The following is a 25,332-nucleotide window of genomic DNA, read 5'->3' on the forward strand; positions in this document are numbered from 1 at the left end:
TGCTCCGGCGTCCACTGAGAGGACCTCCGGCCCGTGACGAGGGGCGAAGGGCCGGCCCCCATGTGTGCCTTCGACCCGTTGCGCCGGTGTTATCGAAGGGGCCGAACCCGTTCGAGGGCGGCCGCGTCCAAGGCGCATGGACACTTCACCACCCTCTCGGACGGCCCGTGCCGTCGGATCCCTGATCGCCGGAGGGCTGGCCGCCCTCCTCCTGACCTCGTGCGGGGCCTCCACCCTGGAGATGGACGCCTCCGCGCCCGCCGACGGCTCCGCCGGTTCCCCCGAACGGGCCGCCCTCGACTCCTACGACGGGGAGGGCGCCGAGGCGGACGAGGCCGCCGACCCGATCGGCACCGACATCGAGGTCGACGAGCGCGCCCTCGTCCACACCGCGTACATGACCGTCCGTGTGGAGGACGTCTCCGAGGCCGCCGAGCTGGCCAAGGAGCTGACGGTGGAGGCCGACGGTCACGTCGCCTCGGAGCGCGTCTCCACCCCGAACGGCGAACCCCCCGAAGGCGAGCTGACCCTGCGCGTCCCCGTCGACGGCTACGAGGAGGCCCTCGAAGGGCTGGCCGCCCTGGGCGACCGCTCCGACCTCGAACGATCGGTGGAGGACGTCACCGAGGAGGTGGCCGACGTCGAGAGCCGCGTCGCCTCCTCCGAGGCCGCCCTGGAGACCCTGAGAGGACATCTGGAGAAGGCCGAGGACGTCGACGACCTGCTCCGGGTCGAGCGCGAGATCCAGGATCGTCAGGAGTCGTTGGAGGCCTTCCAGGCCCGCCTGGAGGCGTTGCGGAACCAGACCGCCTACTCGACGGTGCACCTGTCGCTGCGCCCGCCCGCCACCTACCTGGAGGAACGACCCTCGGGCGAGTCGATCGGCTTCCTGGGCGGCCTGGAGCGCGGTTGGCGCGCCCTGGTCGGGGTCGCCGGAGGCCTGGCCGTGGCCGCCGGCTGGCTGCTGCCGTTCGCACTGGCGGGAGCCCTGATCGGGGCCGGCCCGGTGTGGTGGTGGCGTCGCCGTCGCGCGGCCACCCCTTCCGGTGAGGGGACGGGCGCTCGCCCGGCCGCACGCGGACGCTCCGGGTCCCCCTTCCGCCGATGGTCGAGGAAGGGCGCCTCCTCGGAACCGGTCTCGGCCGAGACCACCCCGGGCCGAGAGGACCGCGACACCGAGGGCCCCGAGGACACGACCGGAGAGACCGCCGAACGCGGGTGAGACGCGCCTCGGCGCCCGGCCCCTTCGAGGGGCGGGCGCCGAGGAGGCGGAGGAGGGCCGTCGGTCAGACGGCGGTCTCCTCGTGCACGAACGCGGTGAGGCGCTCCAGCATGGTCGGGTCGGTGGTGGGCAGCACCCCGTGGCCCAGGTTGAAGATGTGGCCCTCGGCGGCGCGGCCCCGGGACAGGATGTCGCGGGTGCGGTCGGCGACGACCTCCCAGGGGGCGAACAGGGTCGCCGGGTCCAGGTTGCCCTGGAGGGCGATGCCCGGCTGCACCCGCTGCGCGGCCTTGTCCAGCGGCACCCGCCAGTCCACGCCGACCACGTCGGCGCCGGCCTCGCCGAGCAGACCCAGCAGTTCACCCGTCCCCACGCCGAAGTGGATACGCGGGACCTCGTGGTCGGCCAACTGGCCGAAGATCCACGAGGTGTAGGGCAGCACCGAGGCGCGGTAGTCCTCGGCGCTCAGCGCGCCGACCCAGGAGTCGAAGAGCTGGATCGCACTGGCACCGGCCGCGATCTGGGTCTTCAGGAACCCGAGGGTGATGGAGGCCAGACGGCGCATGAGCTCGTCCCAGAGCTCGGGCTCGCCGTACATGAGCGCCTTGGTGTGCTCGTGGTTCTTCGACGGGCCGCCCTCGATGAGGTAGGAGGCCAGGGTGAAGGGGGCGCCGGCGAAGCCGATCAGCGGCTTGTCGCCGAGCTCCTCCACCAGTCGACCGACCGCCTCGGTGACGTAGGGAACGTCGTCGGGTTCGAGATCGCGCAGACGCTTGATGTCGGAGGCGTCGCGGATCGGCTCCTCGACCACCGGGCCGACCCCCGGCTTGATGTCGAGGTCGATACCGATGGCCTTCAGCGGAACGACGATGTCGCTGAAGAAGATCGCGGCGTCGACGTCGTACCGGCGGACCGGCTGCATCGTGATCTCGGTGATCATGTCGGGGCGCGCGCACGCTTCGAGCATCGGCACGTCGGCGCGGACCCGTCGGTACTCGGGCAGGGAACGCCCGGCCTGGCGCATGAACCACACCGGGGTGTGGGACACGGGAAGACGCCGGCAGGCGCGAAGGAATGGAGAGTCTTGAAGCGTCACACCTTGATCGTGCCATGCCCGTCGCGGTGCTCTCACTCGGATCACCGAGGAAGGCCTCCCGGCCCGGGGGACGTTCGGGTGCGAACCGGGGTGGTTGACGCTCCGGCGGTTCCAAGAACATCACAAAACCCCGACACGCCGGGGGATCTGCGCCCCGGCACCGGTGACTCGTGCCACGGTCGAACCCGTGCCCACCATCACATCATCGGCGGACCACGTTCGAACGACCCCCGCCAGGACGTGATCACCACAAAATGAAGGCTGACGTTTCCACCATGCCCGATGTCGGTAGCGCCGAGAACGCACAAGAGACGTTCCGGCGAGCGGTCGAGGCCCTCCGCTCCCCCCTGCTGCGCCCCGAGATCACCGTCGGGGAGATCCCCGCGCCCCAACGGCTGGCCCCCCACACAGCCGCCGTGTCGGCCGAGGTCGTCGTCCAGGGCGAGGAGGTCGCCTGGGGGCGACTGATCGTCCTGTACGACCCCGAGGGCACCCGTGACTGGCCCGGCCCCTTCCGGGTCGTCTGTCAGGCCAACTCCGAGCTGGAATCGGAGATAGCGACCGACCCGCTGCTGGGGCCGGTCGCCTGGAGCTGGCTCACCGACGCCCTGGAGGCCAACGGGGCCGCCCACCACACCCTGAGCGGCACGGTCACCCGGGCCACCACCGAGGGGTTCGGCACCAAGGCCCACGAGGGCGCCACCACCGAGGTCGAGATGCGCGCCTCGTGGACGCCGGAGTCCGAGGACCTGTCCGGTCACGTGAACGCCTGGCTGGCCCTGTTGGCGTCGGCGTCGGGGCTACCGCCCCGGGACGTCACCGACATAGCCCGGCAGCGCTCACGTCCCTGACCCCGGACCGGGGTCGGAAGGCGGTGGGCGCGCGCTTCCATGAGCGTCGAGGACGGGCCGCCCACCGCGTCGGGTGGCCACAGCGCATACCGTAGTGGTGTGGCGAACGCGTTGAACTCCAAGACAGACTCCCGCGAACCCGACCATGACGACTCGGAGAGGGCACCTCTACTGCGGGAACCACGCGAGGGTCTTCCCGAGGTCACCTCCGACCCCGGCACTCTGGCGGGTGTGATCGCGGCCCTGGGCGCGGGCACCGGCCCCGTCGCCGTGGACGCCGAGCGCGCGTCGGGGTACCGGTACGGCCAGCGCGCCTACCTGGTGCAACTGCGTCGGGAGGGTTCCGGTTCGGCCCTGATCGATCCGATCGCCTGTCCCGATCTGAGCGGGGTCGACGCCGCCATCGGCGAGGCCGAGGTGGTGCTGCACGCCGCGCACCAGGACCTGCCCTGTCTGGCCGAGGTCAACCTGCGTCCCGGTCGGCTCTTCGATACCGAGCTGGCCGGACGCCTGCTGGGCTATCAGCGGGTCGGACTGGGCTTCATGGTGGAGCGGTTGTTGGACATCCGTCTGGCCAAGGAGCACTCGGCCGTGGACTGGTCCCAGCGGCCGTTGCCGGAGGACTGGCTGCGCTACGCGGCGTTGGACGTGGAGATCCTCATCGAACTCCGGGACCGTCTGGAGGCGGAGCTGGAGGAGGCGGGCAAGCTGGAGTGGGCCCGTGAGGAGTTCGCCGCGATCCTGGCGGCCCCGCCCAAAGAGCCGCGCGCCGATCCGTGGCGACGCACCTCGGGGATCCACAAGGTGCGTAAGCAGCGTTCCCTGGCCGCCGTGCGCGAGCTCTGGTACGAACGCGATCGCATCGCGCGGGAGCGGGACACCTCTCCCGGCAGGGTCCTGCCCGACGCGGCGATCGTGGAGGCGGCGACGACCATGCCGCGCGACGCCAATGAGCTGAACCGGATCCGCCAGTTCGGCATCAAGCTGGCGCGACGCTATCCGGCCACGTGGCTGAAGGCGATCGATCGGGCCCGGGACATGGCCCAGTCGGAGCTGCCGCGCCCCAACGCTCCGGGCGACGGTCCTCCGCCGGTGAACCGTTGGGCCGACCGCGCGCCGGAGGCCGCACGGCGGCTGGACGCGGCCAAGTCGACGGTGGCGCGGATCGCGGAGGAGATCACGATGCCGACCGAGAACCTTCTGCTCCCCGACACCGTCAGAAGGTTGGCCTGGACGCCTCCCGAGACCGTCGATCCGGACTCGGTGGGCGCCTTCCTGCGGTCCCGAGGGGCCCGGAACTGGCAGGTCGGGTTGACGGCGGAACCGCTGACGAAGGCCTTGCGGGTGCCCGAAGAGGGGTGACCTTTACCCCTTTCTCACACTTTGAATCCAAACGTGATCGAAGTCACCGGCATTCAGGGGCGGTTCACGCCTGTTCCATAGCCCGCTGTCCGATTAAGTTATAGAAACGTGCCCCGGATCGTCAGGGGCTCGTTATCTCTACGACGGGTGTGTACCGAACCGTGGGCTCACAAGGCCCCGGTACGTGATCAGGGAAATGTGGTGAGTCTGCTTGTCGTTCTGGCGTGCGCTGCTACGCGGGACCGGGTTGACGCGTTCCGCCGAGGTCGAGTCGCCCAAGACCGCCTTGCCCACTCACATGGACCATGTCGAGGAACCGTCCGCGCCCATCCCCGAGCAGGTGTCGGCACCCGTGGCGAGCGTCCCCGCCACGGTCCCCGCCGCCCTGTCCGAGGGCGCACGGCCCGGCACCGGGTCCTCCGGCTCGCGTGTGCCCACGGCGGGCATGCGCGCGGCCGCTCTGGAGCGCACCCTCCAATCCCTGGTCGAGCGTCTGGGCACCGAGCACCCGGACACCATCACCGCGCGCAACAACCTCGCGACCAAGTACGCGCAGATGGGGCGTCGCCAGTCGGCCGTGCAGCAGTTCGAGCTGGCCCTGGGCGAGGCGGTGGCGGTCTACGGTGACGACCACCCCAGGACCGAGATCATCCGGGAGAACCTGGCCTGGGCCTTCGAGGACGCCGGTCGTCCCGCGGACGCCGCCGGCCAGTGGGAGACCCTGCTCGGCCAGCGGGAGAGCCAGTTCGGCCCGGCCGACGAGGACACCGTCGAGGCCCGGACGCGTCTGGCCGTCTGCTACCGGCGCAGTGGTCGTGTGGACGCGGCCATCGCCCACTACGAGCGGGCGATCGAGGACGTGGCCTCGACCGAGCGCCGAGAGGACCTGCGCCTGGGGCTGAGCGCCGCGCTGAGCATGACCGGGCGCTACGAGGAGGCCGGGTCCCAGCTCCGCATGGTGCTCGCGGCCCGTCGTCGCCGACTGGGCAAGGGACACCTGGACACCCTGACGGTGCACCACCGTCTGGGCCGGGCCCACACGCAGGCCGGACGGGCCGACGAGGCCGTGGAGGTGCTGCGCGAGGCCTACCGGGTCGCGCTGAACTCCTCCGGCGACCCCGAGGTGCGACGGCTGACCCTGCGACTGCGCCGCGACCTGGCCGGCGCCTACAACGCGGCCGGGCGGCACCGCGAGGCCGACGCCCTGCTGTAGAACGGAACACACGACGGTGGGCCGGGACCCGTTCGGGTCCCGGCCCACCGTCGTCTCCACACCACATCGTCGAAAGGGACGGACACACCGTGCGCGAGGCGACCGCGGAAGAGATGCGCTCCTCCTTCGTCAACTGTTCCAAGGGTGAGACCCGGAGGATGAACCTCCCCCAAGAGGCTCCCCCGCTGCCCTGGGAGGAGATGGAGTTCCTCGGGTGGCGGGACCCGCGGGCCCAGGAGCACGCCTACCTCGTGACCGACTCCGAGGAGGGTCTGGTCGGTATCGCCCTGCGCCTGTCCTCCGGAGGGCGCGGGGGCGGCTTCTTCAGGACCATGGCCTGCTCGCTCTGCCTGACCGTCCACCCCTCCGGCGGCGTCCGCCTGTTCAACGCGCCCAAGCGCGGGGCGGCGGGCCGCAAGGGGGACTCGGTCGGTCTGTACGTCTGCGAGGACCTGGCCTGCCCGCTCTACGTCCGAGGTCTGCGGACCTCTCCCCTGATCCAGCCGGCGGAGACCATCACCCGCGAAGAACGGGTGGAGCGGCTGCGCGACAATCTCGCCCGTTTCGTGACGGGTTTCCTCGTCTCCTGAGGGGAATCCCCTCTGCGGGGATCGTGTCCGCGACCGCCACCGCGGAGCCCTTCCGGCTTCTTTCGATGTGTTCGGCCCCGCCGCTCGCACTATTTGTTACTGGCGAGTAGCATGGACGCATACAGTCCACCCAACGCTTGGAGAAGGAGGGGCCATCGTGTCGCGAACTGCCCGCGATGTCGTGTTTGTCGATGGGGTCCGCACCCCGTTCGGCAAGTCAGGCAAGGGCCTCTACGCCGAGACCCGCGCCGACGACCTGATCGTCCGCGTCATCCGCGAACTGATGCGCCGCAACCCGGGCCTGCCCCCGGAGCGTGTCGACGAGGTCGCCATCGCCGCCACCACCCAGATCGGCGACCAGGGCCTGACCCTCGGGCGCACCGCCGCGATCCTCGCCGGGCTGCCGCGCAGCGTCCCCGGTTACTCCATCGACCGCATGTGCGCCGGCGCGCTCACCGCCGCGACCACCGCGGGCGCGGGCATCTCCTTCGGTGCCTACGACGTCGTGATCGCCGGTGGCGTCGAGCACATGGGCCGCCACCCCATGGGCGAGGGCGTCGACCCCAACCCCCGGATCATCTCCGAGAAGCTGGTCGACCCGTCCGCGCTGGTCATGGGCAACACCGCCGAGAACCTGCACGACCGGTACCCGACCATCACCAAGGAGCGCGCCGACGCCTACGCGGTGCGCAGCCAGGAGAAGGTCGCCAAGGCCTACGCCGACGGCAAGATCCAGCCCGACCTGGTGGAGACCCTGGTCCGCTCCGCGGAGAAGGGCTTCGGCCTGGCCACCCAGGACGAGCCGCCGCGCCCCGGCACCACCATGGAGTCGCTCGCCGGCCTCAAGACCCCGTTCCGCGCGCACGGCAACGTGACGCCCGGCAACGCCGCGGGCCTCAACGACGGCGCCACCGGCACCCTGCTCATGGCCGAGGAGGTCGCCGAGGAGCTGGGCCTGGACGCCAAGATGCGCCTGGTCGACTTCTCCTTCACCGGTGTCGAGCCCGAGGTCATGGGTGTGGGCCCGGTCCCGGCCACCGAGAAGCTCCTCGCCCGCCAGGGCATCGGCATGGACGACATCGGTCTCATCGAGATCAACGAGGCCTTCGCCGTCCAGGTGCTGGCCTTCCTGGAGCACTTCGGCATCGCCGACGACGACGCCCGGGTCAACCCGTGGGGCGGCGCCATCGCGATCGGCCACCCGCTGGCCTCCTCCGGCGGCCGCCTGATGATGCAGCTCGCGCGTCAGTTCGCCGAGCGCCCCGACGTCCGTTACGGCATCACCACCATGTGCGTGGGCCTGGGCATGGGCGGGACCATCCTGTGGGAGAACACGAACTACGAGGGGGGCAAGTGAGCACCGCCATCGAGCAGGCCCGAGAGCTCTTCAAGGACGAGGTCGTCACCAACGCGATCTCCCGTGACGTCGAGCTCCCCTACGGTGCGGGCACCGCCGTCCTGATCACCCTGGACAACGGGCACGACCACACCAAGCCGAACACCTTCGGCCCCGGCGGCCTACTGAGCCTGGACGCCGCGATCGAGGCGGCCAAGGCGCGCACCGACATCGTGGCCGTGGCCGTCACCGGCAAGCCGTTCATCTTCGCCGTCGGCGCCGACCTCACCGGTGTCCCCGCGATTCAGACCCACGAGCAGGCCGAGGCCATCGGCAAGCTGGGCCACGACACGTTCCGCAAGCTCGGCGAGCTGGACGTGCCGACCTTCGCCCTGGTCAACGGTGCCGCCATGGGCGGCGGCGTCGAGGTGGCGCTGCACTGCACCTACCGCACCATCTCCTCCGGCGTCCCGGCCTTCGCCCTGCCCGAGGCGTTCCTGGGTCTGGTCCCCGGCTGGGGCGGCACCTACCTCCTGCCGAACCTGATCGGCGCGGAGAAGGCGCTCAAGCTCATCGTCGACAACCCGCTGGCCCAGAACAAGATGATCAAGGGTCCGCAGGTCTTCGAGATGGGGATCGCCGACGCGATCTTCGACCCCGCCGACTTCGTCGAGGAGTCGCTGCGCTGGGCCGCCAAGGTCCTCAAGGGCGACGTCACGGTCGAGCGCCCCGAGGTCGACAAGGGCGAGGCCTGGGACAACGCGGTCAACATGGCCCGGTTCGTCGTCGAGGGCAAGCTGCACGGCGCCGCCCCGGCCCCGGCCCGCGCCGTCGAGCTGGTCGCCGAGGCCAAGAACCGCAGCCGTGACGAGGGCTTCGCCGCCGAGGACGAGGCGCTGGCCGACCTGATCATGAGCCCCGAGCTCAAGGCCGGTCTCTACGCCTTCGACCTGGTCCAGAAGCGCGCCAAGCGTCCCGCCGGCGCCCCGGACAAGTCCCTGGCCCGCAAGGTCACCAAGGTCGGCGTCGTCGGCGCCGGTCTGATGGCCGGCCAGCTCGCCCTGCTGTTCGCCCGTCGCCTCGACGTCCCGGTCGTCATGACCGACCTGGACCAGGAGCGGCTGGACAAGGGCGTGGCCTACGTCCACGGAGAGGTCGACAAGCTCCTGAAGAAGGGGCGCGTCAACCAGGACAAGGCCAACCACCTCAAGGCCCTGGTCACCGGCTCGCTGACCAAGGACGCCTTCTCGGACGCCGACTTCGTCATCGAGGCCGTCTTCGAGCGGATGGACATCAAGAAGCAGGTCTTCGCCGAGGTGGAGGCCGTGGTCTCCCCCGAGGCGATCCTGGCCACCAACACCTCCTCGCTGTCCATCACCGAGATGGCCTCGGGGCTTCGCCACCCCGAGCGGGTCGTGGGCTTCCACTTCTTCAACCCGGTCGCCGTCCTGCCCCTGCTGGAGATCATCCGCGGGGACAAGACCGACGACGCCTCCCTGGCCACGGCCTTCGCCGTCTCCAAGAAGCTGAAGAAGACGTCGGTCCTGTGCAAGGACGCCCCGGCGTTCGTGGTCAACCGCCTGCTCACCCTGTTCATGGGCGAGGTCCTGGGCGCCGTGGCCGAGGGCACCGAGCCCGAGGTGGCCGACCGCGCGGTCGCTCCGCTGGGTCTGCCGATGTCGCCGCTCATGCTGCTCCAGCTGGTCGGTCCGGCCGTCGGTCTGCACGTCGCCGAGACCCTGAACGAGGCGTTCCCCGAGCGTTTCGCGGTCTCGCCGCAGCTGAAGGCCGTGGTCGACGCCGGCAAGACGGCGATCTTCGCGCCGGACCTGTCGATCGACCCCGAGGTGAAGGCGCTGCTCGCGGGCGGGGACTCCCCCTCCGAGGAGAGCGCCATCCTGGACCGCGCCCTGCGCGCGCTGGCCAAGGAGATCCACCTGATGCTGGAGGAGGGTGTCGTGGCCGAGGCCGCCGACATCGACCTGTGCCTGATCACCGGCGCGGGCTGGCCCTTCCACACCGGTGGCATCACCCCGTACCTGGACAAGGTCGGCGTCTCCACCGCCGTGAACGGCAAGCCGTTCCACGAAGGCGACCCGAAGGCCTTCTAGCCTTCCGAGGGACACACGCGACGGGCCCGCTCTCTCCGGGAGAGCGGGCCCGTCGTCGTTCGGCGAGGGCGGGAGGTCACACCCCCGAGGTCATCCGCTCGCGCTCACGTTCCCGTTCCGGAAGCGCGTCGGAGGGCTCGTCGTCCCCGCCCTCGGAGATACCGATCCGGTCGTGCAGCCATCGCAGTGGACGGGGCAGCCACCAGTTCCAGTCACCCAGGAGCCTCATCGTGGCGGGGACCATCACCGCCCGGACCAGGGTGGCGTCCACCAGGACCGCGATCGCCAGACCCACGCCGATGATCTTCAGGAAGAGCAGACCCGAGGTCCCCATCGCCAGGAGCACCACGCCCAGCAGGAGCGCGGCGCTGGTGATGATCCGCCCGGTGCGCTGCAATCCCAGGGCCACCGACCTCGTGTTGTCCCCGCTGCGCAGGTACTCCTCGCGCACCCGGCTGAGCAGGAACAGTTCGTAGTCCATGGCCAGCCCGAAGGAGACGATCGTGATGAGGACCAGGTAGGTGGGGTCGATGGTGCCGACCGCCTCGAAGCCCAGCAGGGCGGAGAAGTGCCCCTCCTGGAAGCCCCACACCACCACGCCCAGGGAGGCGCTCAGGGACAGCGCGCCCATGAGCACCGCCTTGATCGGCAGGACGAGAGAGCCGAAGGCGAGGAAGAGCAGCGCCAGCGTGGAGCCGACGATGAACGCGACGGTCTTGGGGGCGTTGTCGACGATGGCGTCCAGGTTGTCCCACTGCATCGCGGCCACACCGCCCACGAGGGTCTCCTCCGCCCCCTCCGGCCCCGGTTCGGCGCGCACGTCGCGCACGAGTTCCTGGACCTCGGGATCGTCGGTGGCTCCCTGGTAGACCACCTCCACGTGGGCGATGTCCTCGCCCGTGCGCTCCAGGCCGGAGCGCACGGTGCCGGGCAGCGCGTCCAGGCGTTCGACGTACTCCTCCAGCGCCGCCTCGTCGGGGTCGCCGACGACGGCCACGTGCAGCCGGCCGACCTCGCCGGCGGGGAAGTCCTCCCCCAGAGCCTCGGTGCCGATCCGGGCCGGAGCGTCGACGGGGAGGTAGCGCTGATCGGTGGAGCCCAGGTTGGTCGCGGTGAGTCCGGCCCCGAAGGCCACCAGCACGCAGGCGACCGCCACCAGGGAGACGGCCGGTCCTCGCATGACGGCGCGGGCCAGGCGGGCCCAGGCCCCGGCGTTCTCGTCGACGATCCCGGTGACGGTGCGGCGCGGCAGTGGCAGCCTGAACCGGTCGATCCGATGGCCGACCACCGACATCAGCGCGGGCAGGAAGACCAGGGCGGCGATGAGGTCGAAGACGACGACGGCGATCCCGCCCCAGCCGATGGACTTCAGGATGGGCTGAGGGAAGAAGAGCAGGCCGGCGAAGGCGATGCCGACGGTGATCCCGGAGAAGGCGACGGTCCGCCCGGCGGTGTCCACGGTGCGCCGCACCGCGTCGGCGATCGCGCGCCCCTTGTTCAGCTCCTCGCGGAAACGGCTGACCATGAACAGGCCGTAGTCGATGGCCAGTCCCAGCCCCAGGAGGGTGGCCACGTTGATGGCGAAGACGGAGACCTCGGTGACCTGGGTGAGCAGGCGCAGGACCGTGAGGGAGCCCAGGATGGCCAGCCCGCCGACGGCGAGGGGGATCAGGCCGGCGACCAGGCCGCCGAAGATCAGGACGAGGAGGAAGAGCAGGAGGGGCAGGGTGACGAGTTCGGCGCGGACGATGTCGCTCTCCGCCGTCTCGGACAGCTCGTGTTCGACCGCGATGGAGCCGCCCAGGTGGGTTTCGAGGGGGCCGGACTCCAGGACCTCGGCGACCTCGTCGAACTGCTCGAGGCGCTCGTCGTGGGTCCGTCCACTAAGGGTGATCGGGACGTAGGTGGCGTGCATGTCCTCGGAGACGAGGATGCCGCGCTCGATCTCCTCCAGGTCCTCGTCGAGGTAGAGGTCGCGGTCGGCCACGGAGTCCTCGGGGAGGGCGTCGACGACGCGTCGGACCGCCTGGGCGAAGGTGGGGTTGTCCACCTTCATCTCGTCGCTGCGGAAGACGGCGATGACGTCGATGTCGGTGTGGCCGAGCTCCTCTTGGAGGACGTCCATGGCCCGTGAGGACTCCGAGCCCGGATCCTCGAAACCGCTCTGTCCCACGTCCTTGAAGACGCCGAGCCCCCACACCAGGGAGAAGACCGTGAACAGGACCGTCAGGGCCAGGATCCACCGTCTCCCCCGGTGCGCGCCGAGTCCCAGCCGGCCGAAGAACCCCGTGTTCGTCGACATACACGCCCCTTCGAGCGAACATCCATCATGTTGGTTAACGGTGTTCACTAAAGCGTGCGCCCATTACGCTGTCAATGTCGTCGGCGGGCACCGAACAGTGCCGACGCCACGGAGTCGAGACGGGATGTACCTCTGAAGATGACGAAACCGCCGGTCACCAGCGACCCGAAGACAGCGGGCACGCCCAGCCGTCGCGAGCGAGTGAGGGAGGCCACACTCGGCGAGATCAAGGGGATCGCCCGCCGACACCTCGTGGAGCACGGGGTCGCCGGCGTCTCCCTGCGCGCGGTCGCGCGCGAGATAGGCATGACCGCCCCGGGCCTGTACCGCTACGTCTCGGGGATCGACGCCCTCCTGGTGGCCATCACCGCCGACATGTTCGACGAGCTCGCCGAGGCCGTCGCCTCCGCCGACGCCTCGGCCCCGCCCCAGGACACCGAACTGCGGCTGCACCGGGCGTTGCGGGCCCTGCGCGCGTGGGCGATCGCCCACCCGGCGGAGTTCTCCGTCATGTTCGGCCCGCGCTCGCGTCTGGACCCCGACGCCGACATCACCCCGGCGTTGGAGGCGGGCAGCCGTTTCGGCTCCACCTTCTTCGCCCTGTTCGAGCGCCTCCTCCAGGAGAAGGACATCCCCTTCCCCGCGGAGGAGGAGATCGACCCCGATCTGCGCGTGGAGTTGAACAGTTTCGCCGACACCGTGGGCCTGGCCGTCCACGACGTCCCCGTGGGGGCCGCCCTGGTGTTGACCACCTGCTGGGTCCGCGTCTACGGCGTGGTGTGCATGGAGGTCTTCCAACACCTCGACTTCGTGATGCGCGACATGGAACCGCTCTTCGAGTCCGAGCTTCAGAACATGATGACGGGCCTGGGTGTGCGCTACCGGCCGGTGGAGGAGGGCGAGGGGACGAGCACTCGCACGGCCGGTTGACCCCATACTGGGGATAAGCGGCACTCGCCGGATTCGTGGGTACGAAACCGACATGCCCTATCCCTGTTGGAGCGACGACGAGGACGGCACTGTGGACGACCGAACCGGTGACACGGCCGCCCAGGGCCCCCTTCCCGGCCCGGACCGGCACGGCGACCACCCCGCCCCGCCCTCTCCGGCGATCTCTCGCGCCCAGGGAGACACACCCACCCCCGAGGCCACATGGGCGCCCACCGACCCCGCCACGGCCGTTCCAGGGACGTACGGGCCCCATCGAGGAGCTCCGGTCGACCCACGCGCGGTCGCCCCCGCGGGCCCCCCGCCGGCGGGTCCTCCTCCGGCCTTCCCTCCCCCGTTCCACGGAGCGGGCGCCACCCCTGCCCCCGGGTCCGGATACCCGACCGGACCGTACGCCACGTACCCCCACCCCCATCACGCCCCCGCGCCCTGGACGGGGCCGCCGGGCGGAGGCCCCCCTCCGCGGGCCTGGTACGGCCTTCCCGCCCAACGGGACCAGAGCGGAACGATCCTGTTCCTGTCGTGCGTGGCCGCCGTGGTCGCGGTCGTCTCACTCGTCGCCGGGGTGTCGATCGTGGTCGTGGCCCCTCGACAGCCCGACACGCCGAACGGGGTGGACGTGGCCACGGTCAGGAACGACGACCTGCGCGCGCGCCCGAACCGGGTCGACGTCGACCTGGTCGACCATCCTCTCTACGGCGTCGCCATGCCCCCGCCCGTCGACTGCGCTCTCCCTCCTCTGGACGTCGACTCCGACGCGTCCTGGGAGGCCTTCGCCTCCGAGGCGGGGACCTGCCTGAACGAGCTGTGGATCCCGGTGATGGACGAACTGCGACTGTTCCCCGACCTGCCCGAGATCACGGTGACCGAGGAGGCCTTGGACACCGACACCGAGGACGCCTTCACCCTGGCCTACTACGAGAGCGACCGGGGGCTGATCACCGTCGTCCTGCCCAACGTGCGCGAGGTGTCGGAGTTCGTTCCCGAGGACGAACAGGAGATCGTGTGGCTCGCCCTGATGGGCCACGAGTACGCCCACCACGTCCAGCACGCCACCGGCATCCTGAACGTCTCCCACGAGCTGCGTCGGACCGCCGGGAGCCAGGCCGACGAGTTGGAGACCCTGCGCCGCACCGAACTCCAGGCCGAGTGCATGGCCGGGGTCGGACTGCGCGGCCTGACCGACCCCGACGGTGACGCGCTGGACGTGGTCAACCGCCACTTCAACGAGGGAGGCGACCTGGACACCCACGGGAGCGCCGCCAACCGCGACCACTGGTTGCGGGCCGGTTGGGAGGGCACGACCGTGGCCGGGTGCAACACCTACGACGCCCCCGTGGAACGGGTCGCCTGAGCGGGGCTCAGTCCTCGCCGAGCGCCCTGCGGTGGGCCTCCCAACCGCCCAGCTTGACGCGTTCGCCGCGCTCCAGTTCGGCGGCCAGGCGTCCCTCGGCCTCGTCGATGCGCAACCAGCCCTCGTAGTCCCCCACGGTCAGGCCCCGGTCGGCCAGGACCTCGGTCAACTCGACCGGCTCGGGCAGGGCCGAACGCAACGCGTCGGCGTCGGAGAGCAGCGAGCGCACCGTCCCCGCGGCGTCGGACTTGTTGGTGCCGATCACCCCCGTCGCACCGCGCTTGATCCATCCCGCGACGTAGTCCCCCGGGACGGCGTCTCCATGCTCGTCCAGGACCCGACCGTCCCGCTGCGGGACCGTACGACCGTTCTCGTCGAAGGGGACCCCGCTCAGGGGGACGCCGGCGTAGCCGACCGAGCGCAGCACCATTCCGACGTCCAGCACGGTGTGCTCCCCGGTGCCCTCCAGCCGGCCCTGGTCGTCCAGACGGGTGCGCTCCACCCGCAGGCCGCTCACCCGGTCCTCGCCGAGGACCTCCTCCGGGCGGGACCAGAAATGGAACTCGACCCGGCGGGGCCTGCCCTCCGGCGTACGTTCGGCGCACTCGCGCAGCAGTTTGAGGTTGGTCCGCGCGGCGCGCGAGACCGAGCGCGTGGCCGGGTCGCCGGTGCCGACCCGCGCCGGGTCGATGTCGACCTGTTCGGGACGGACCACCACGTCCACGCCGGGGAGCTCCAGCAGATCGCGCAGCTCCGGCGCGGTGAACTTGGCCTGGAGAGGGCCGCGACGGGCCAGAACGTGGACGGTGCGCACCCGACTCCGGGCCAGCACGTCCAGAACGGGCTGGGGGATGTCGGTGTGGCGGAGCTCGTCTGCGGTCTTGACCAGGATGCGGGCGACGTCGAGGGCGACGTTGCCCGCGCCGACCACGGCGACCTCCTCCGCGTCCAGCACGAACCGCTCCACCGCGCTGTCGGGGTGTCCGCAGTACCAGTTGACGAAGTCGGTCGCGGCCACGCTGCCGGCCAGGTCCTCGCCGGGCACGCCCATACGACGGTCGACGGAGGCCCCGGTCGCGTAGACCACGGCGTGGTGGGAACGGGCCAGGTCGGCACGGGTCAGGTCGGTGCCGAACTCGACCCCGCCGACGAAGTCCACGTCGGGATGTTCGAGGATCCGGCGCAACGCCCGGGCGACGCCCTTGATCTTGGTGTGATCGGGGGCCACGCCGTGGCGCACCAGTCCATAGGGGGTGTAGAGCCGGTCCAGGACGTCGATCCGGACCGGTACCCGACGCTGCCGGGTCAGGGCGTCGGCGGTGTAGACCCCGGCCGGACCGGAGCCGATGACGGCCACCCGGAGCGGGGCGGCCTCCTCCGTGTCGGTCCGGTCCGGTCGCTGCTGCTCGGGTTCGGGAGAGGTCATACGACCATTCTGGCAGCACCGGAGGAACACTCCGGTGCCGCCGTGAAAAGCGTGGTCAGGCCGTCTCGTCGGCCAGTTCCCGCGTGGTCCGGGTGCCCTCGCCGCGACGGGAGACCGTCTCGGTGAGCCGGCGCGACAACTCCTGCGGGGTCAGACCCTGCCGCTGGAGGATCCGGTCGCGCTTGGCGTGGTCCAGGAACTCCTGCTCGATGCCGAAGGTGCGCACGGGCACGTCGACCTCGTGGTCGCGCAGCAGACGGGAGACCGCGTCGCCGACCGCGCCGGTCCGGCCGTTGTCCTCCACCACGGCGACCACCGAGTGCTCGGCGGCCTCGGCCACGAGGGCCTCGTCCAGGGGCTTGACCCAGCGCGGGTCGATGACGGTGACGCCGATGCCCTGGTCGGCCATCCGGTCGGCCACCTCACAGGCGACCTGGGCCATGGTGCCCACGCCCACGATCAGCAGGTCCTTGGACAGGCCGCCGTCGGCGGGCCGACGCAGCAGGTCCATGGTGCCGACCCGACCGATCTCGGGCAGTTCCTCGGCCACGGCGCCCTTGGGGTAGCGCACGACGGTGGGGGCGTCCTCGACCGCCACGGCCTCCCGCAGCAGGGAGCGCAATCGGGCGGCGTCGCGCGGGGCGGCCAGACGCAGACCGGGAACGACCTGGAGGATGGACAGGTCCCACATGCCGTTGTGGCTGGCGCCGTCGTTACCGGTGACACCGGCGCGGTCCAGACAGAAGGTGACGCCCTGCTTGTGCAGGGCCGCGTCCATGAGCACCTGGTCGAAGCAGCGGTTGAGGAAGGTCGCGTAGACGGCGACCACCGGGTGCAGGCCGTTCATCGCCATACCGGTGGCGGCGGTGGCGGCGTGCTGCTCGGCGATACCGACGTCGAAGGTCCGTTCCGGGTAGACCTCGGCGAACTTGTTCAGACCCGTGGGATGGAGCATCGCGGCGGTGATGCCGACGATGTCCTCGCGCTCGCCGCCCAGCTCGACCATCGTGTCGGCGAAGACGGAGGTCCACTTCTCGACCTTGGGGCCGGGCTTGGCCTTACCCGTGTCGACGTCGAAGGGACCGGGGGCGTGGAACTGGTCCTCGTCGTGGTTCTCGGCCGGGGCGTAGCCCTTGCCCTTCTGGGTGATGACGTGGACGATCGCGGGGCCGCCGAAGTCGCGGGCCCGGCGCAGCGCCTTCTCCAGCGCCTGCTCGTCGTGGCCGTCGATCGGGCCCAGGTACTTCAGCCCCAGGTCCTCGAACATGATCTGCGGCTGGATGGTGTCCTTGATGCCCTTCTTGAGGCCGTGCAGGGCCTCATAGAGGGGCTGGCCGACCACCGGGGTGCGGTTGAGGGTGGTCTTGGCCAGGTCCAGGGCCTGCTCGTAGCCGGGGTTCATCCGGAGCGAGGCCAGGTGGTCGGCGAGACCGCCCTTGGTGGGCGAGTAGGAGCGGCCGTTGTCATTGACGACGATGACCAGACGCCGGTTCTTCTTCTCGGCGATGTTGTTGAGGGCCTCCCAGGCCATGCCGCCGGTGAGGGCGCCGTCGCCGATGACGGCCACCACGGTCCGGTCGGTGCGGCCCTGGACCTCGTTGGCCTTGGCCATGCCGTCGGCGTAGGACAGGGCGGTCGAGGCGTGGGAGTTCTCGATGAAGTCGTGCTCGGACTCGGCACGGGAGGGGTATCCGGACAGACCGCCCTCGGACTTCAGGTCGGTGAAGTCGTGACGGCCGGTGAGGACCTTGTGCGCGTAGGCCTGGTGACCGGTGTCGAAGAGGATCGGGTCCTTGGGGGAGTCGAAGACCCGGTGCAGGGCGATGGTCAGTTCGACCACGCCGAGACTGGGGCCCAGGTGTCCGCCGGTCTGCGCGCAGGACTCGATCAGGAACTCCCTGATCTCCCGGGCCAGCACAGGGAGCCGGTCGGCCGAAAGCCTTTTGAGAGCTTCCGGATTGTGTATCGACTCGAACAGTGTCACTGTCTCGTCAGTCCCCTCGTCCCGCGTGTCCGCTTACGTTTGCCGTGAACGGCCTCTGACATGGGCCGCACTTGGCCACCGGCAGGTATACATACCCGAGTTTATGGGCCTTCGTCCACGGGTCCCACATGGAACCCCCGAGGCCGAGGCCCCGACGGTATCCGAAGGAAGGCGCCCGTGTCCCCCGGTCGAAGTACCACGAACGTTCCCGTCCACCCACCGGTTTCGGCGTAGATTACTCTCTTTTGCCGTCACCGTTACCGATGGGATGGACCAGAGCGGGACGAACTCTCCCCTACCGGCCCCGATATCGCGCTGTGAGGCTTCGCACCACACGCGCGGCCGACACCGGGCCGTCTCCTAGCCGAACACGGCCTGCGCGAGGAGACCGAGCGCGGAGAGGGTCACCACCGTCAACAGACCGATCCGCAGGCGGGCCGGATCCACCCAACGCCGGACCCGGTTACCGAGGAAGAAGCCCAAGCCCACGAAGGGGATCGCGACGATCCCCGCGGCGACGGTGCGGGTGTCGATCTGACCGCCCGCCCCCAACGCGACGAGCGAGATCAGCCCGCCGCACAGGAAGAAGGCCGCCAGGGTGGCGCGTACCCTTTCGGGCGGCTCGTTCTGGTAGACCAGCGCCATCGGCGGGCCGCCCACCGAGGTCGCCGTGCCCGCGAACCCCGAGACGAGCCCGGCCGTGACCAGGGAGACCGGGGTGACGCGCACCTTGAAGGCCCACACGGTCAGGATCACGGCGAGCAGCACCATGACCCCGACGAACCCGGCCAGCATGCGGGGTTCGAGCACGGCCACGACCCAGACGGCCAGGACGGTGCCCGGGATCCGGGCCGGCAGCCCCCAGACCAGACCGCGCCAGTCGATGTGGCTCCGGTCCTGTACGAGGGTGAGCACCGGCAGGACGATGACGGTGATGAGCAGGGACCCCGGCATGAGCGTGGGATCGAGGAAGGAGATGACCGGCGCGGCCACGAGACCGAGGCCGAGACCGACCATGCTCTGGACGGCGGCCCCGGCCAGGACCGCGACCGCCGCGACGAGCAGGAAGACCCAGGGGTCGATCTGACCGAACAGGGCATGGTCGGTGGGTGTGAGGAGATCAGCGAACATGAGGAGGCGAGGCTATATCCCGCCCTACCCGATCGGGATCAGGAGATAGGAAGGTGGGACGAACCGGTCGCGCACCGCACCGAATCCACGTACTCCATCGCCCGCTCGGGGTGCAGGAACCAGTCGATGAGCCCGCCCGGATCGCTGAAGGAGTCGGCGAACCGGTCGGCGGTGGGCCGGTGCCGCTCGGCCAGTCGGTACAGCTCCCACACGTGGGGCGGACCGGACAGCATCACCCGGCTCCACGCCGTGACCTGCCGGGCGTGGTGCCAGTAGGCGGCGAAGGCCGAGCGCATGAACGTCTCATCGAAGGGGCGCCGACCGTGGTCGACGATGGCGCGCCGGTAGACCTCGGCGCACAGCGACGCCATGTTCGCCCCCTGCGCGGTGATGGGGTCGTTGGCGACCACGGAGTCGGCCATGCCCAGGACGACGTTCCCTCCTCGCAGGTGGGCGACGGGTTCGCGCACCGTCGGCGCGTAGCCACCGGACAGGGTCGCCCCGGAATCGGCCGGGCGGGCCTCGGCGAAGCGCTCGTACTCCCAAGGGGCGTGGTGGCGCAGGACGTCCAGGATCCCCGCCAGGATCTCCTCTCCGCTCGCCCCCGCGCCCGGGATCCGGTCGAGCGGGCCGCCCGGCACCGCCTCCACCATCACCGCCTGACAGGGACCGACCAGGGAGAGGGTGGGCAGGGAGAACACCTCCCCCGCGCCCGGCACGGCGGTCCGGGACAGGACCCCGCCGGCCGGATGGGCCTCGGCGCCGGTGACGTAGGCCAGGGACAGGGAGCGCTGCGGCGCCCGGAAGGGGGAACGTCGCTCGTCCCGGGGGAAGATCCGCGCGAGCTCGCCCCGTCCCGCCGCGACCACGACCAGCTCGTAGTCCCGCCCCACCGTCGCGAGGTCCTCCACGGACACCCGGTGGCGGAGGAAGCGGCCTCCGCCCTGGACGAACACCCTCAGCCAGGCGGCCAGCTTCAGTCGCTGGTCCACCGACTGCGCCGACTCCTCCAGGCGGCCCACCCAGTCGACCTCGGGTTCGGGGTCGCCGTCGGGGCGGGCCACCCGGACCCCCACACCGGTGATGGCGGGGGCCCGGTCGTCCCAGAAGGACAGACCGTGGCGGCGTTCACGGCGTAGGGCCGGGCCGAAGAGGCACTGGGTGGACATCACCCGTCCCGTCTCGATCTCCTCCGGCCCCCTCGGATCGACCAGGGTGACGTCGTAGTCCTCCGCGAGCAGGCCGATGGCCAGCTGGAGTCCGGACTGTCCGGCTCCGACGACGAGGATCCTGCGCATCTCTCTCCTTAGTACCCCCACCCCGTCGAGCCGCGGCCTCATGTGCCCGGCCCGCGGGTTCCGGGCATGACCGACCGGAGGTCGTCGTGATCGTGTACGACGTCCCCGTGTCGGCCGGTGGCTTTACGGGGCGAAGCTAGCAGCGCCCTCTGAGGCGCGGATTCCGCCCCTGACCTCGGGACTCTCGCCTCTACGGTGGCCGGGACCAAGGACCCGGGACCTCGTGGCGCACCGTCCGTCTCCCGGTCACGGAGGTCGAGGGCGGCCCTACGCGGTGTTCTCGCAGGTGGAAGGCGCCGCAGGCGCTTCCCGAACCCCTCCGGGCGGAGAACGGGGGACGAACCCGAGGGAACGCGGTCCCGACCGGAGGGTGTCCTCGACGCGCACGCGGACGTCGTCCGCGAAAAGCGACACGGTTCACACCGGCACCCCGGGCCCATGATGTTCCCTAGGCTTCGGGCATGGAGAAGGTGAGCACCGATCGGGACGACTGGGCCGTATGGACGGCCGACCTCGTGACCGGAGCGCCCCGCCGGGAGGGCTCGGTCCGGATCGTGGCCGTGGAGGGCCGTTCCGGCTCGGGCAAGAGCACGGTCGCCGAGCGGTTGCGCGCCGCTCTGGTCGCCCGGGGAGAGCCCGCCGCCGTGCTGACCATGGAGGACCTCTATCCGGGGTGGGCGGGGCTGTCCCGGGCCTCGGAGCTGCTCCGGGAGTGGATCCTGTTGCCCTTGGCGGCGGGACGCCCGGTGGTGTGGCGGCGTTACGACTGGGAACGGGGCGGGTTCGGTCCCCCGATCCCGGGGCCTCCCGAGGAGGTGGCCGGGGGCGGCACCCTCGTGGTGGAGGGCTGCGGGTCGGGGACCGGTGTCGTGGGCGACCTGGTGGACGTCCTGCTGTGGGTGGAGGCCCCCACGTCCGAACGCGAGCGCCGGCTGGCCGCCCGTGAGGACTCCGATCTCTACGCGCCCTACCGAGGAATGTGGGCGCGGCAGGAGGAGGACGTCTACGCGGTCGATCCGCCGCGCGACCGGGCGGATCTGGTGGTTCTCAACCTCTGACGTGGGAAGGGATACCCCGAAGAGCCTCCCCCGCTATGGTCACACCATTGACCCGGTCATGGTTCACTGTCACCTGCACCACAAATGCGTTTCGAGACATTTGACCACACACAGGCCACTTGTCGGGTTCCCTCGCGCGTGTCCCGCCCGAGCCCGTTCCCGTGAACCACAAGGCCTCTGGCCTTCTTAGGAAGACCGTTGACCACAACACAGAACGGGTCTCCCAAGACCCCCACCCGCAGGATGCGACTGACCCTCGGCGTCCTCTCCGCCATCGAACGCGTCGGCAACAGGCTGCCCCATCCGTTCTGGCTCTTCGTCATCATGGCGGGCCTGGTCGTCCTGGCCAGCGCCCTGCTCGCCGCCCTGAACGTCTCGGTCGTCTCACCGGCCGACGGCTCGACCATCGCGGTCCGCAGCCTGTTGAGCCCGGAGGGCCTGCACTTCATCGTCGGTGACGCCGTCGCCAACTTCGCGGCCTTCCCACCACTGCCGCTGATCGTCTCGGTCATGATCGGCGTCTCGGTCGCCGAACAGAGCGGCCTGGTCACCGCGGCGCTGCGCGGCAGCGTCACCCGGGTACCCAAGAAGCTGCTGACCTTCGCCGTCGTGCTCACCGGCATCAGCGCCAGCGTCGCCTCCGACGCCGCCTACGTGGTGTTCATCCCCTTGGCCGCCATGGTCTTCAAGGCGGTGGGACGCAGCCCCGTCCTCGGCCTCGTCGTTGGCTTCGGCTCGGTCAGCGCCGGATACAACGCCGCGCTGACCATCACGCTCACCGACGCCCTGATGTCGGGCATCAGTACGAGCGCGGCCCAGATCATCGACCCCGGCTACGTGGTCAACCCACTGTCGAACTTCTTCTTCACGTTCGTCTCGGCCCTCTTCCTCGCGGTCGTCATCACCCTGCTCACCGAGCTGGTGCTGGTGAAGCTCACCGACAAGGTCCAGGAGGACGGCGACGGCGAGACCGGCGACCTCGGCTCCATGCTCCTCACCGACGAGGAGCGCAAGGGCATGCGCCGCGCCGGCCTCGCGCTCGTGCTCTACCTCGGCGCCCTGGCCGCGATCGTGCTCCCCCCGTCGTCGCCGCTGCGCGGTGAGGACGGCGGCCTCCTCAGCTCCCCGATGCTGACCGGCGTGGCCGTGGTCCTGGCGGTCGGTTTCCTCATCGTCGGCATGGTCTACGGACGTACCGTCGGCACGATCCCCACCATGGCCTCGGTGCCGCCCGCCATGGCCGTCGGGGTCCGGGAGCTGGCCCCCGTCCTGGTGCTGTTCTTCGCCGCGGCCCAGTTCATCGCCTACTTCTCCTGGTCGGGGATGGCCGACGTGATCGCCGTCTCCGGAGCCGACATGCTCGACTCCCTCGGCGTGCACCCGGCGCTGTTCTTCATCGGCTTCCTGCTGCTGGCCACCACCCTGAACATCTTCATCACCAGCGGCTCGGCCCAGTGGGCCCTCATCGCCCCGGTGTTCATCCCGATGTTCATGCTCATGGGCGTCAGCCCCGAGACCACCCAGGCGCTCTACCGGATCGCCGACTCGGCGACCAACATCATCAGCCCGATGAGCGCCTACTTCATCCTGGTCCTCGGACTGCTTCAGAAGTACCGCAAGGACGCCGGGGTCGGCACGATGATCTCGCTGACCCTGCCGATCAGCATCACGGTGTTCGTGAGCTGGTCGCTGTTCTTCTTCCTCTGGTGGGGGTTGGGCATCCCCCTCGGCCCGGGCACCCCCTACACCTACTAGGGACCGGCCGCCGCACGAACGAGCCCCCTTCCGGAAGAGGTCCGGGAGGGGGCTCCTCGCGTTCGGATCAGGCCCCGGTGTGCGGCCGGGAGCAGATCCGGCGCGCCCTCTCCAGGTCCTGATCCATCCTTCGCAAAGCCTGCCCGGTGTGGCGCAACACCGTGGGCAACACGTTCGACCTGCGCCGTTCGGCGCTCCGGACACGGCCGTCCTCGGCCATGCGGACGACCAGCAGGACCATGAACGCGAAGCCCGCGAGGGCCGCGACCGTCAAGAGGAACCCTCCGAGCCCCGGGCTCGGCCCGGCCGCCGCACCACCGCCGACACCACACGAGGCGATCGCCAGGAGGGGCAGGCACAGCAGAGCCGTGTCGTGCCTGGATCGCCAGGTGTCACGCTCCACCAGGTGTCGCTGCTCCCCCTTGCGCGCCTCGAGTTCCCTGAGCAGTTCACGGCGTTGTCCGGTCATGGAGACGATGACCCCCAGCACACCGTAGACGGCGGCGGCGCTTCCGGCGCGGTCCGCGCCGGAGGTCGCCTCCACACGTGACCACAGGGCCCGGATCCACGCTCCGGTCTCGGGGCCGGCCCCGGCCCCGGGATCGGGGGCGAGCACGGTCTCGGGACGCAGGAGGAACACCAGGGCCAACGCCGGATCGACCCGGGCCGGCACATCCCGCCAACCGTCCAGGTTCTCGATGAGTTCCCGTTGAAAGTCCAGCCCCGCGCGTTCCGCGCGTTCGACGTCACGCGCCAACGAGGCGAGGTGGGCGGAGTCCCCGCCCCCGTGCCGGGACATTTGGAACAGGACCTGTGGCCGGGCCGTCATGATCAGTTCGTTGGCCCGAGGGTCCCCGCTGACCAGGGGTGTCGGGTCGTGGAAGAGCGCCGCCAGCCCCTTGATCGAGGCGTCGTGACCGCGGAACCTCGGCGGCAGCTCCGGGGCCGCCTCGGCGATGAAGGTGGCCAGGGCGAGGTTGACGTCGCGTACCTCACGACGGAACAGGGCCCGGTCGACCCTGGTGTCGCCCAGGTCGTGCATCACCCAGGAGCCCAGGGCCGCGAACTCCTCGGGGTCGGCGAAGACCCGCAGGGCCTCGACCCAGTTGCTCTGGAAGGCCGCCGCCAGCTCCTCGATACCGACGAAGCGGGTCCCGCCGAAATGGTAGGGCGGCACCCCGCCCCGAGGGCCGCTCGAGGCTCCCCACGCCCCCGAATCGGCCCTTCCCTCCCCATGCGGGGGCCGCGGGGTCGACCGTTCCTCCCTGGGCGGCGGGGTCCGGTGTCCTCCGGACGGGGGAGGCGGGGCCATGTGCGCCGCCTCCGGCCCGGCCACCGGGTCGGGCCGCTCCATCCGGGTATAGGACAGGGTCGGGTCCGGCGGGGGCGCCCCCTCCGTCTTCGTGGGCGCGACACCGCTCGGCGCCGAGCCCGCGACCAGGTGTCCGAGCAGGTCCCGGGCCTGCGGTCGTGCCTTGGGGTTCTTGCTCAGGCAGGCCAGGATCGTCTCCAGGAGTGGCCCGGACAGGTCGCCGGTGTCCGGTTCCCCGGACAGGATCCGAGTGATCCGGGAGGCCTGGGTGGGGCCGGGGAAGGCCTCCCGCCCGGTCGCCGCGAAGACCATCACGGCGGCCCAGGAGAACACGTCGACCGGGGCTCCGATCCGCATACCCTCCAACTGTTCCGGAGCCATGTAGCCGACCGTTCCGACGATCCCGCTCGCGGTGACGGAGGTGGACTCCACCGCCCGGGCGATCCCGAAATCGATCACACGGGGGCCGTCCGGCGCCAACATGATGTTGTCCGGCTTCAGGTCACGGTGGACCACGCCCGCCGCGTGGATCGCCGCCAACGCCGTCGCCGTCGACACCGCCAGACGCTGAAGGTCCGCTCCGGTGCGGGGTCCGTCCTCGGTGACCGCCTGTTGAAGGGTGGGACCGTCGATGAACTCGGTGGCGATCCAGGGCTCGTCGGCGTCGGGATCGGCGTCCAGGATCGCCGCCACGCAGAACCCGCTCACCCTCCGGGCCTGCTCCACCTCCGCGGCGAAGCGGCGCCGCATGTCCGCGTCGGCGGCCCAACTCGCGTGCAGCAGCTTGACCGCCGCCCTGGATCCGTCCTCGTCCTCGCCGAGGAACACCTCACCGAACCCGCCGCGGCCCAGCCGCCGGAGCAACCGGTAGCGGCCGACCGTACGTCCGGGGTCGACCCTCTCCGTGGTCTCGTTCACGAAGCGGCCTCTTCTCCTGTTGTGCTCTTTCAGGGGGGGACCGCGCGAGAGGGTCGCGCGGCCGA

At 70.6% G+C, this 25,332-nt stretch carries 18 protein-coding genes; 11 read left to right on the forward strand and 7 right to left on the reverse strand.

Annotated features, from left to right (window positions below):
- Positions 1-136: 136 nt before the first annotated feature.
- Positions 137-1,222: a DUF4349 domain-containing protein gene (locus tag U9J66_RS18340; protein WP_326338249.1), complete on the forward strand. Its 1,086-nt coding sequence runs from the start codon at positions 137-139 to the stop codon at positions 1,220-1,222.
- A 64-nt stretch (positions 1,223-1,286) separates the two neighbouring features.
- Here the strand turns inward: U9J66_RS18340 and hemE are convergent, their stop codons facing one another.
- Complete coding sequence (gene hemE, locus U9J66_RS18345) at positions 1,287-2,255, reverse strand: uroporphyrinogen decarboxylase (protein ID WP_014908338.1); 969 nt, start codon at positions 2,253-2,255, stop codon at positions 1,287-1,289.
- 338 nt (positions 2,256-2,593) lie between these two features.
- Here hemE and U9J66_RS18350 point away from each other — a divergent pair, with 338 nt between their 5' ends.
- The 6 genes from U9J66_RS18350 (at position 2,594) to U9J66_RS18375 (ending at position 9,781) form a co-directional block, all read left to right on the forward strand.
- Positions 2,594-3,169, forward strand: a complete 576-nt coding sequence (locus U9J66_RS18350) for a DUF3000 domain-containing protein (RefSeq protein ID WP_014909935.1) — start codon at positions 2,594-2,596, stop codon at positions 3,167-3,169.
- Between the two features lie 111 nt (positions 3,170-3,280).
- A complete protein-coding gene (locus U9J66_RS18355) occupies positions 3,281-4,531 on the forward strand; it encodes an HRDC domain-containing protein (protein WP_026125201.1) in 1,251 nt (416 codons plus the stop codon).
- Between the two features lie 211 nt (positions 4,532-4,742).
- Positions 4,743-5,744, forward strand: a complete 1,002-nt coding sequence (locus tag U9J66_RS18360) for a tetratricopeptide repeat protein (RefSeq protein ID WP_014911108.1) — start codon at positions 4,743-4,745, stop codon at positions 5,742-5,744.
- Positions 5,745-5,833: 89 nt separating this feature from the next.
- Positions 5,834-6,334 (forward strand): FBP domain-containing protein, encoded by a 501-nt coding sequence (locus tag U9J66_RS18365; RefSeq protein WP_017535676.1) that lies wholly within the window; start codon positions 5,834-5,836, stop codon positions 6,332-6,334.
- A 181-nt stretch (positions 6,335-6,515) separates the two neighbouring features.
- The gene (locus tag U9J66_RS18370; protein WP_026125200.1) at positions 6,516-7,691 is read left to right on the forward strand and encodes a thiolase family protein; all 1,176 of its coding nucleotides are present in this window, start codon (positions 6,516-6,518) and stop codon (positions 7,689-7,691) included.
- Positions 7,688-9,781, forward strand: coding sequence for a 3-hydroxyacyl-CoA dehydrogenase NAD-binding domain-containing protein (locus tag U9J66_RS18375; RefSeq protein WP_014911614.1), 2,094 nt, complete (start codon positions 7,688-7,690; stop codon positions 9,779-9,781). Before U9J66_RS18370 ends, U9J66_RS18375 begins: the two co-directional genes overlap by 4 nt.
- Positions 9,782-9,857: 76 nt before the next feature.
- On the opposite strand, the gene U9J66_RS18380 is transcribed toward U9J66_RS18375, so the two are convergent.
- The gene (locus U9J66_RS18380; protein WP_014911184.1) at positions 9,858-12,083 is read right to left on the reverse strand and encodes an MMPL family transporter; all 2,226 of its coding nucleotides are present in this window, start codon (positions 12,081-12,083) and stop codon (positions 9,858-9,860) included.
- Between the two features lie 138 nt (positions 12,084-12,221).
- Between U9J66_RS18380 and U9J66_RS18385 the strand changes: the two genes are divergently transcribed.
- Positions 12,222-13,013 (forward strand): TetR/AcrR family transcriptional regulator, encoded by a 792-nt coding sequence (locus U9J66_RS18385; RefSeq protein WP_326338250.1) that lies wholly within the window; start codon positions 12,222-12,224, stop codon positions 13,011-13,013.
- Between the two features lie 544 nt (positions 13,014-13,557).
- The gene (locus tag U9J66_RS18390; protein ID WP_017535673.1) at positions 13,558-14,385 is read left to right on the forward strand and encodes a neutral zinc metallopeptidase; all 828 of its coding nucleotides are present in this window, start codon (positions 13,558-13,560) and stop codon (positions 14,383-14,385) included.
- A 7-nt stretch (positions 14,386-14,392) separates the two neighbouring features.
- Here the strand turns inward: U9J66_RS18390 and U9J66_RS18395 are convergent, their stop codons facing one another.
- The 4 genes from U9J66_RS18395 to U9J66_RS18410 form a co-directional block, all read right to left on the reverse strand.
- Positions 14,393-15,811, reverse strand: a complete 1,419-nt coding sequence (locus tag U9J66_RS18395) for an FAD-dependent oxidoreductase (RefSeq protein ID WP_161110068.1) — start codon at positions 15,809-15,811, stop codon at positions 14,393-14,395.
- A gap of 55 nt (positions 15,812-15,866) precedes the next feature.
- The gene (gene dxs / locus U9J66_RS18400) at positions 15,867-17,795 is read right to left on the reverse strand and encodes a 1-deoxy-D-xylulose-5-phosphate synthase (protein ID WP_026125198.1); all 1,929 of its coding nucleotides are present in this window, start codon (positions 17,793-17,795) and stop codon (positions 15,867-15,869) included.
- A 360-nt stretch (positions 17,796-18,155) separates the two neighbouring features.
- Positions 18,156-18,926: a sulfite exporter TauE/SafE family protein gene (locus U9J66_RS18405; RefSeq protein WP_014911036.1), complete on the reverse strand. Its 771-nt coding sequence runs from the start codon at positions 18,924-18,926 to the stop codon at positions 18,156-18,158.
- Positions 18,927-18,964: 38 nt separating this feature from the next.
- Positions 18,965-20,224: a styrene monooxygenase/indole monooxygenase family protein gene (locus tag U9J66_RS18410; protein ID WP_014910781.1), complete on the reverse strand. Its 1,260-nt coding sequence runs from the start codon at positions 20,222-20,224 to the stop codon at positions 18,965-18,967.
- 461 nt (positions 20,225-20,685) lie between these two features.
- On the opposite strand from U9J66_RS18410, the gene U9J66_RS18415 reads away from it, so the two are divergent.
- A complete protein-coding gene (locus U9J66_RS18415) occupies positions 20,686-21,282 on the forward strand; it encodes a uridine kinase family protein (RefSeq protein ID WP_161110070.1) in 597 nt (198 codons plus the stop codon).
- Positions 21,283-21,525: 243 nt separating this feature from the next.
- A complete protein-coding gene (locus tag U9J66_RS18420) occupies positions 21,526-23,037 on the forward strand; it encodes an AbgT family transporter (protein ID WP_326338320.1) in 1,512 nt (503 codons plus the stop codon).
- 67 nt (positions 23,038-23,104) lie between these two features.
- Here U9J66_RS18420 and U9J66_RS18425 read toward each other — a convergent pair whose 3' ends face one another.
- On the reverse strand, positions 23,105-25,267 hold the full coding sequence (locus U9J66_RS18425) for a serine/threonine protein kinase (RefSeq protein ID WP_326338251.1): 2,163 nt from the start codon (positions 25,265-25,267) through the stop codon (positions 23,105-23,107).
- Positions 25,268-25,332: the final 65 nt, after the last annotated feature.

This window comes from Nocardiopsis sp. LDBS1602 (genome assembly GCF_035818715.1).
Taxonomy (GTDB): Bacteria; Actinomycetota; Actinomycetes; order Streptosporangiales; family Streptosporangiaceae; genus Nocardiopsis; species Nocardiopsis alba.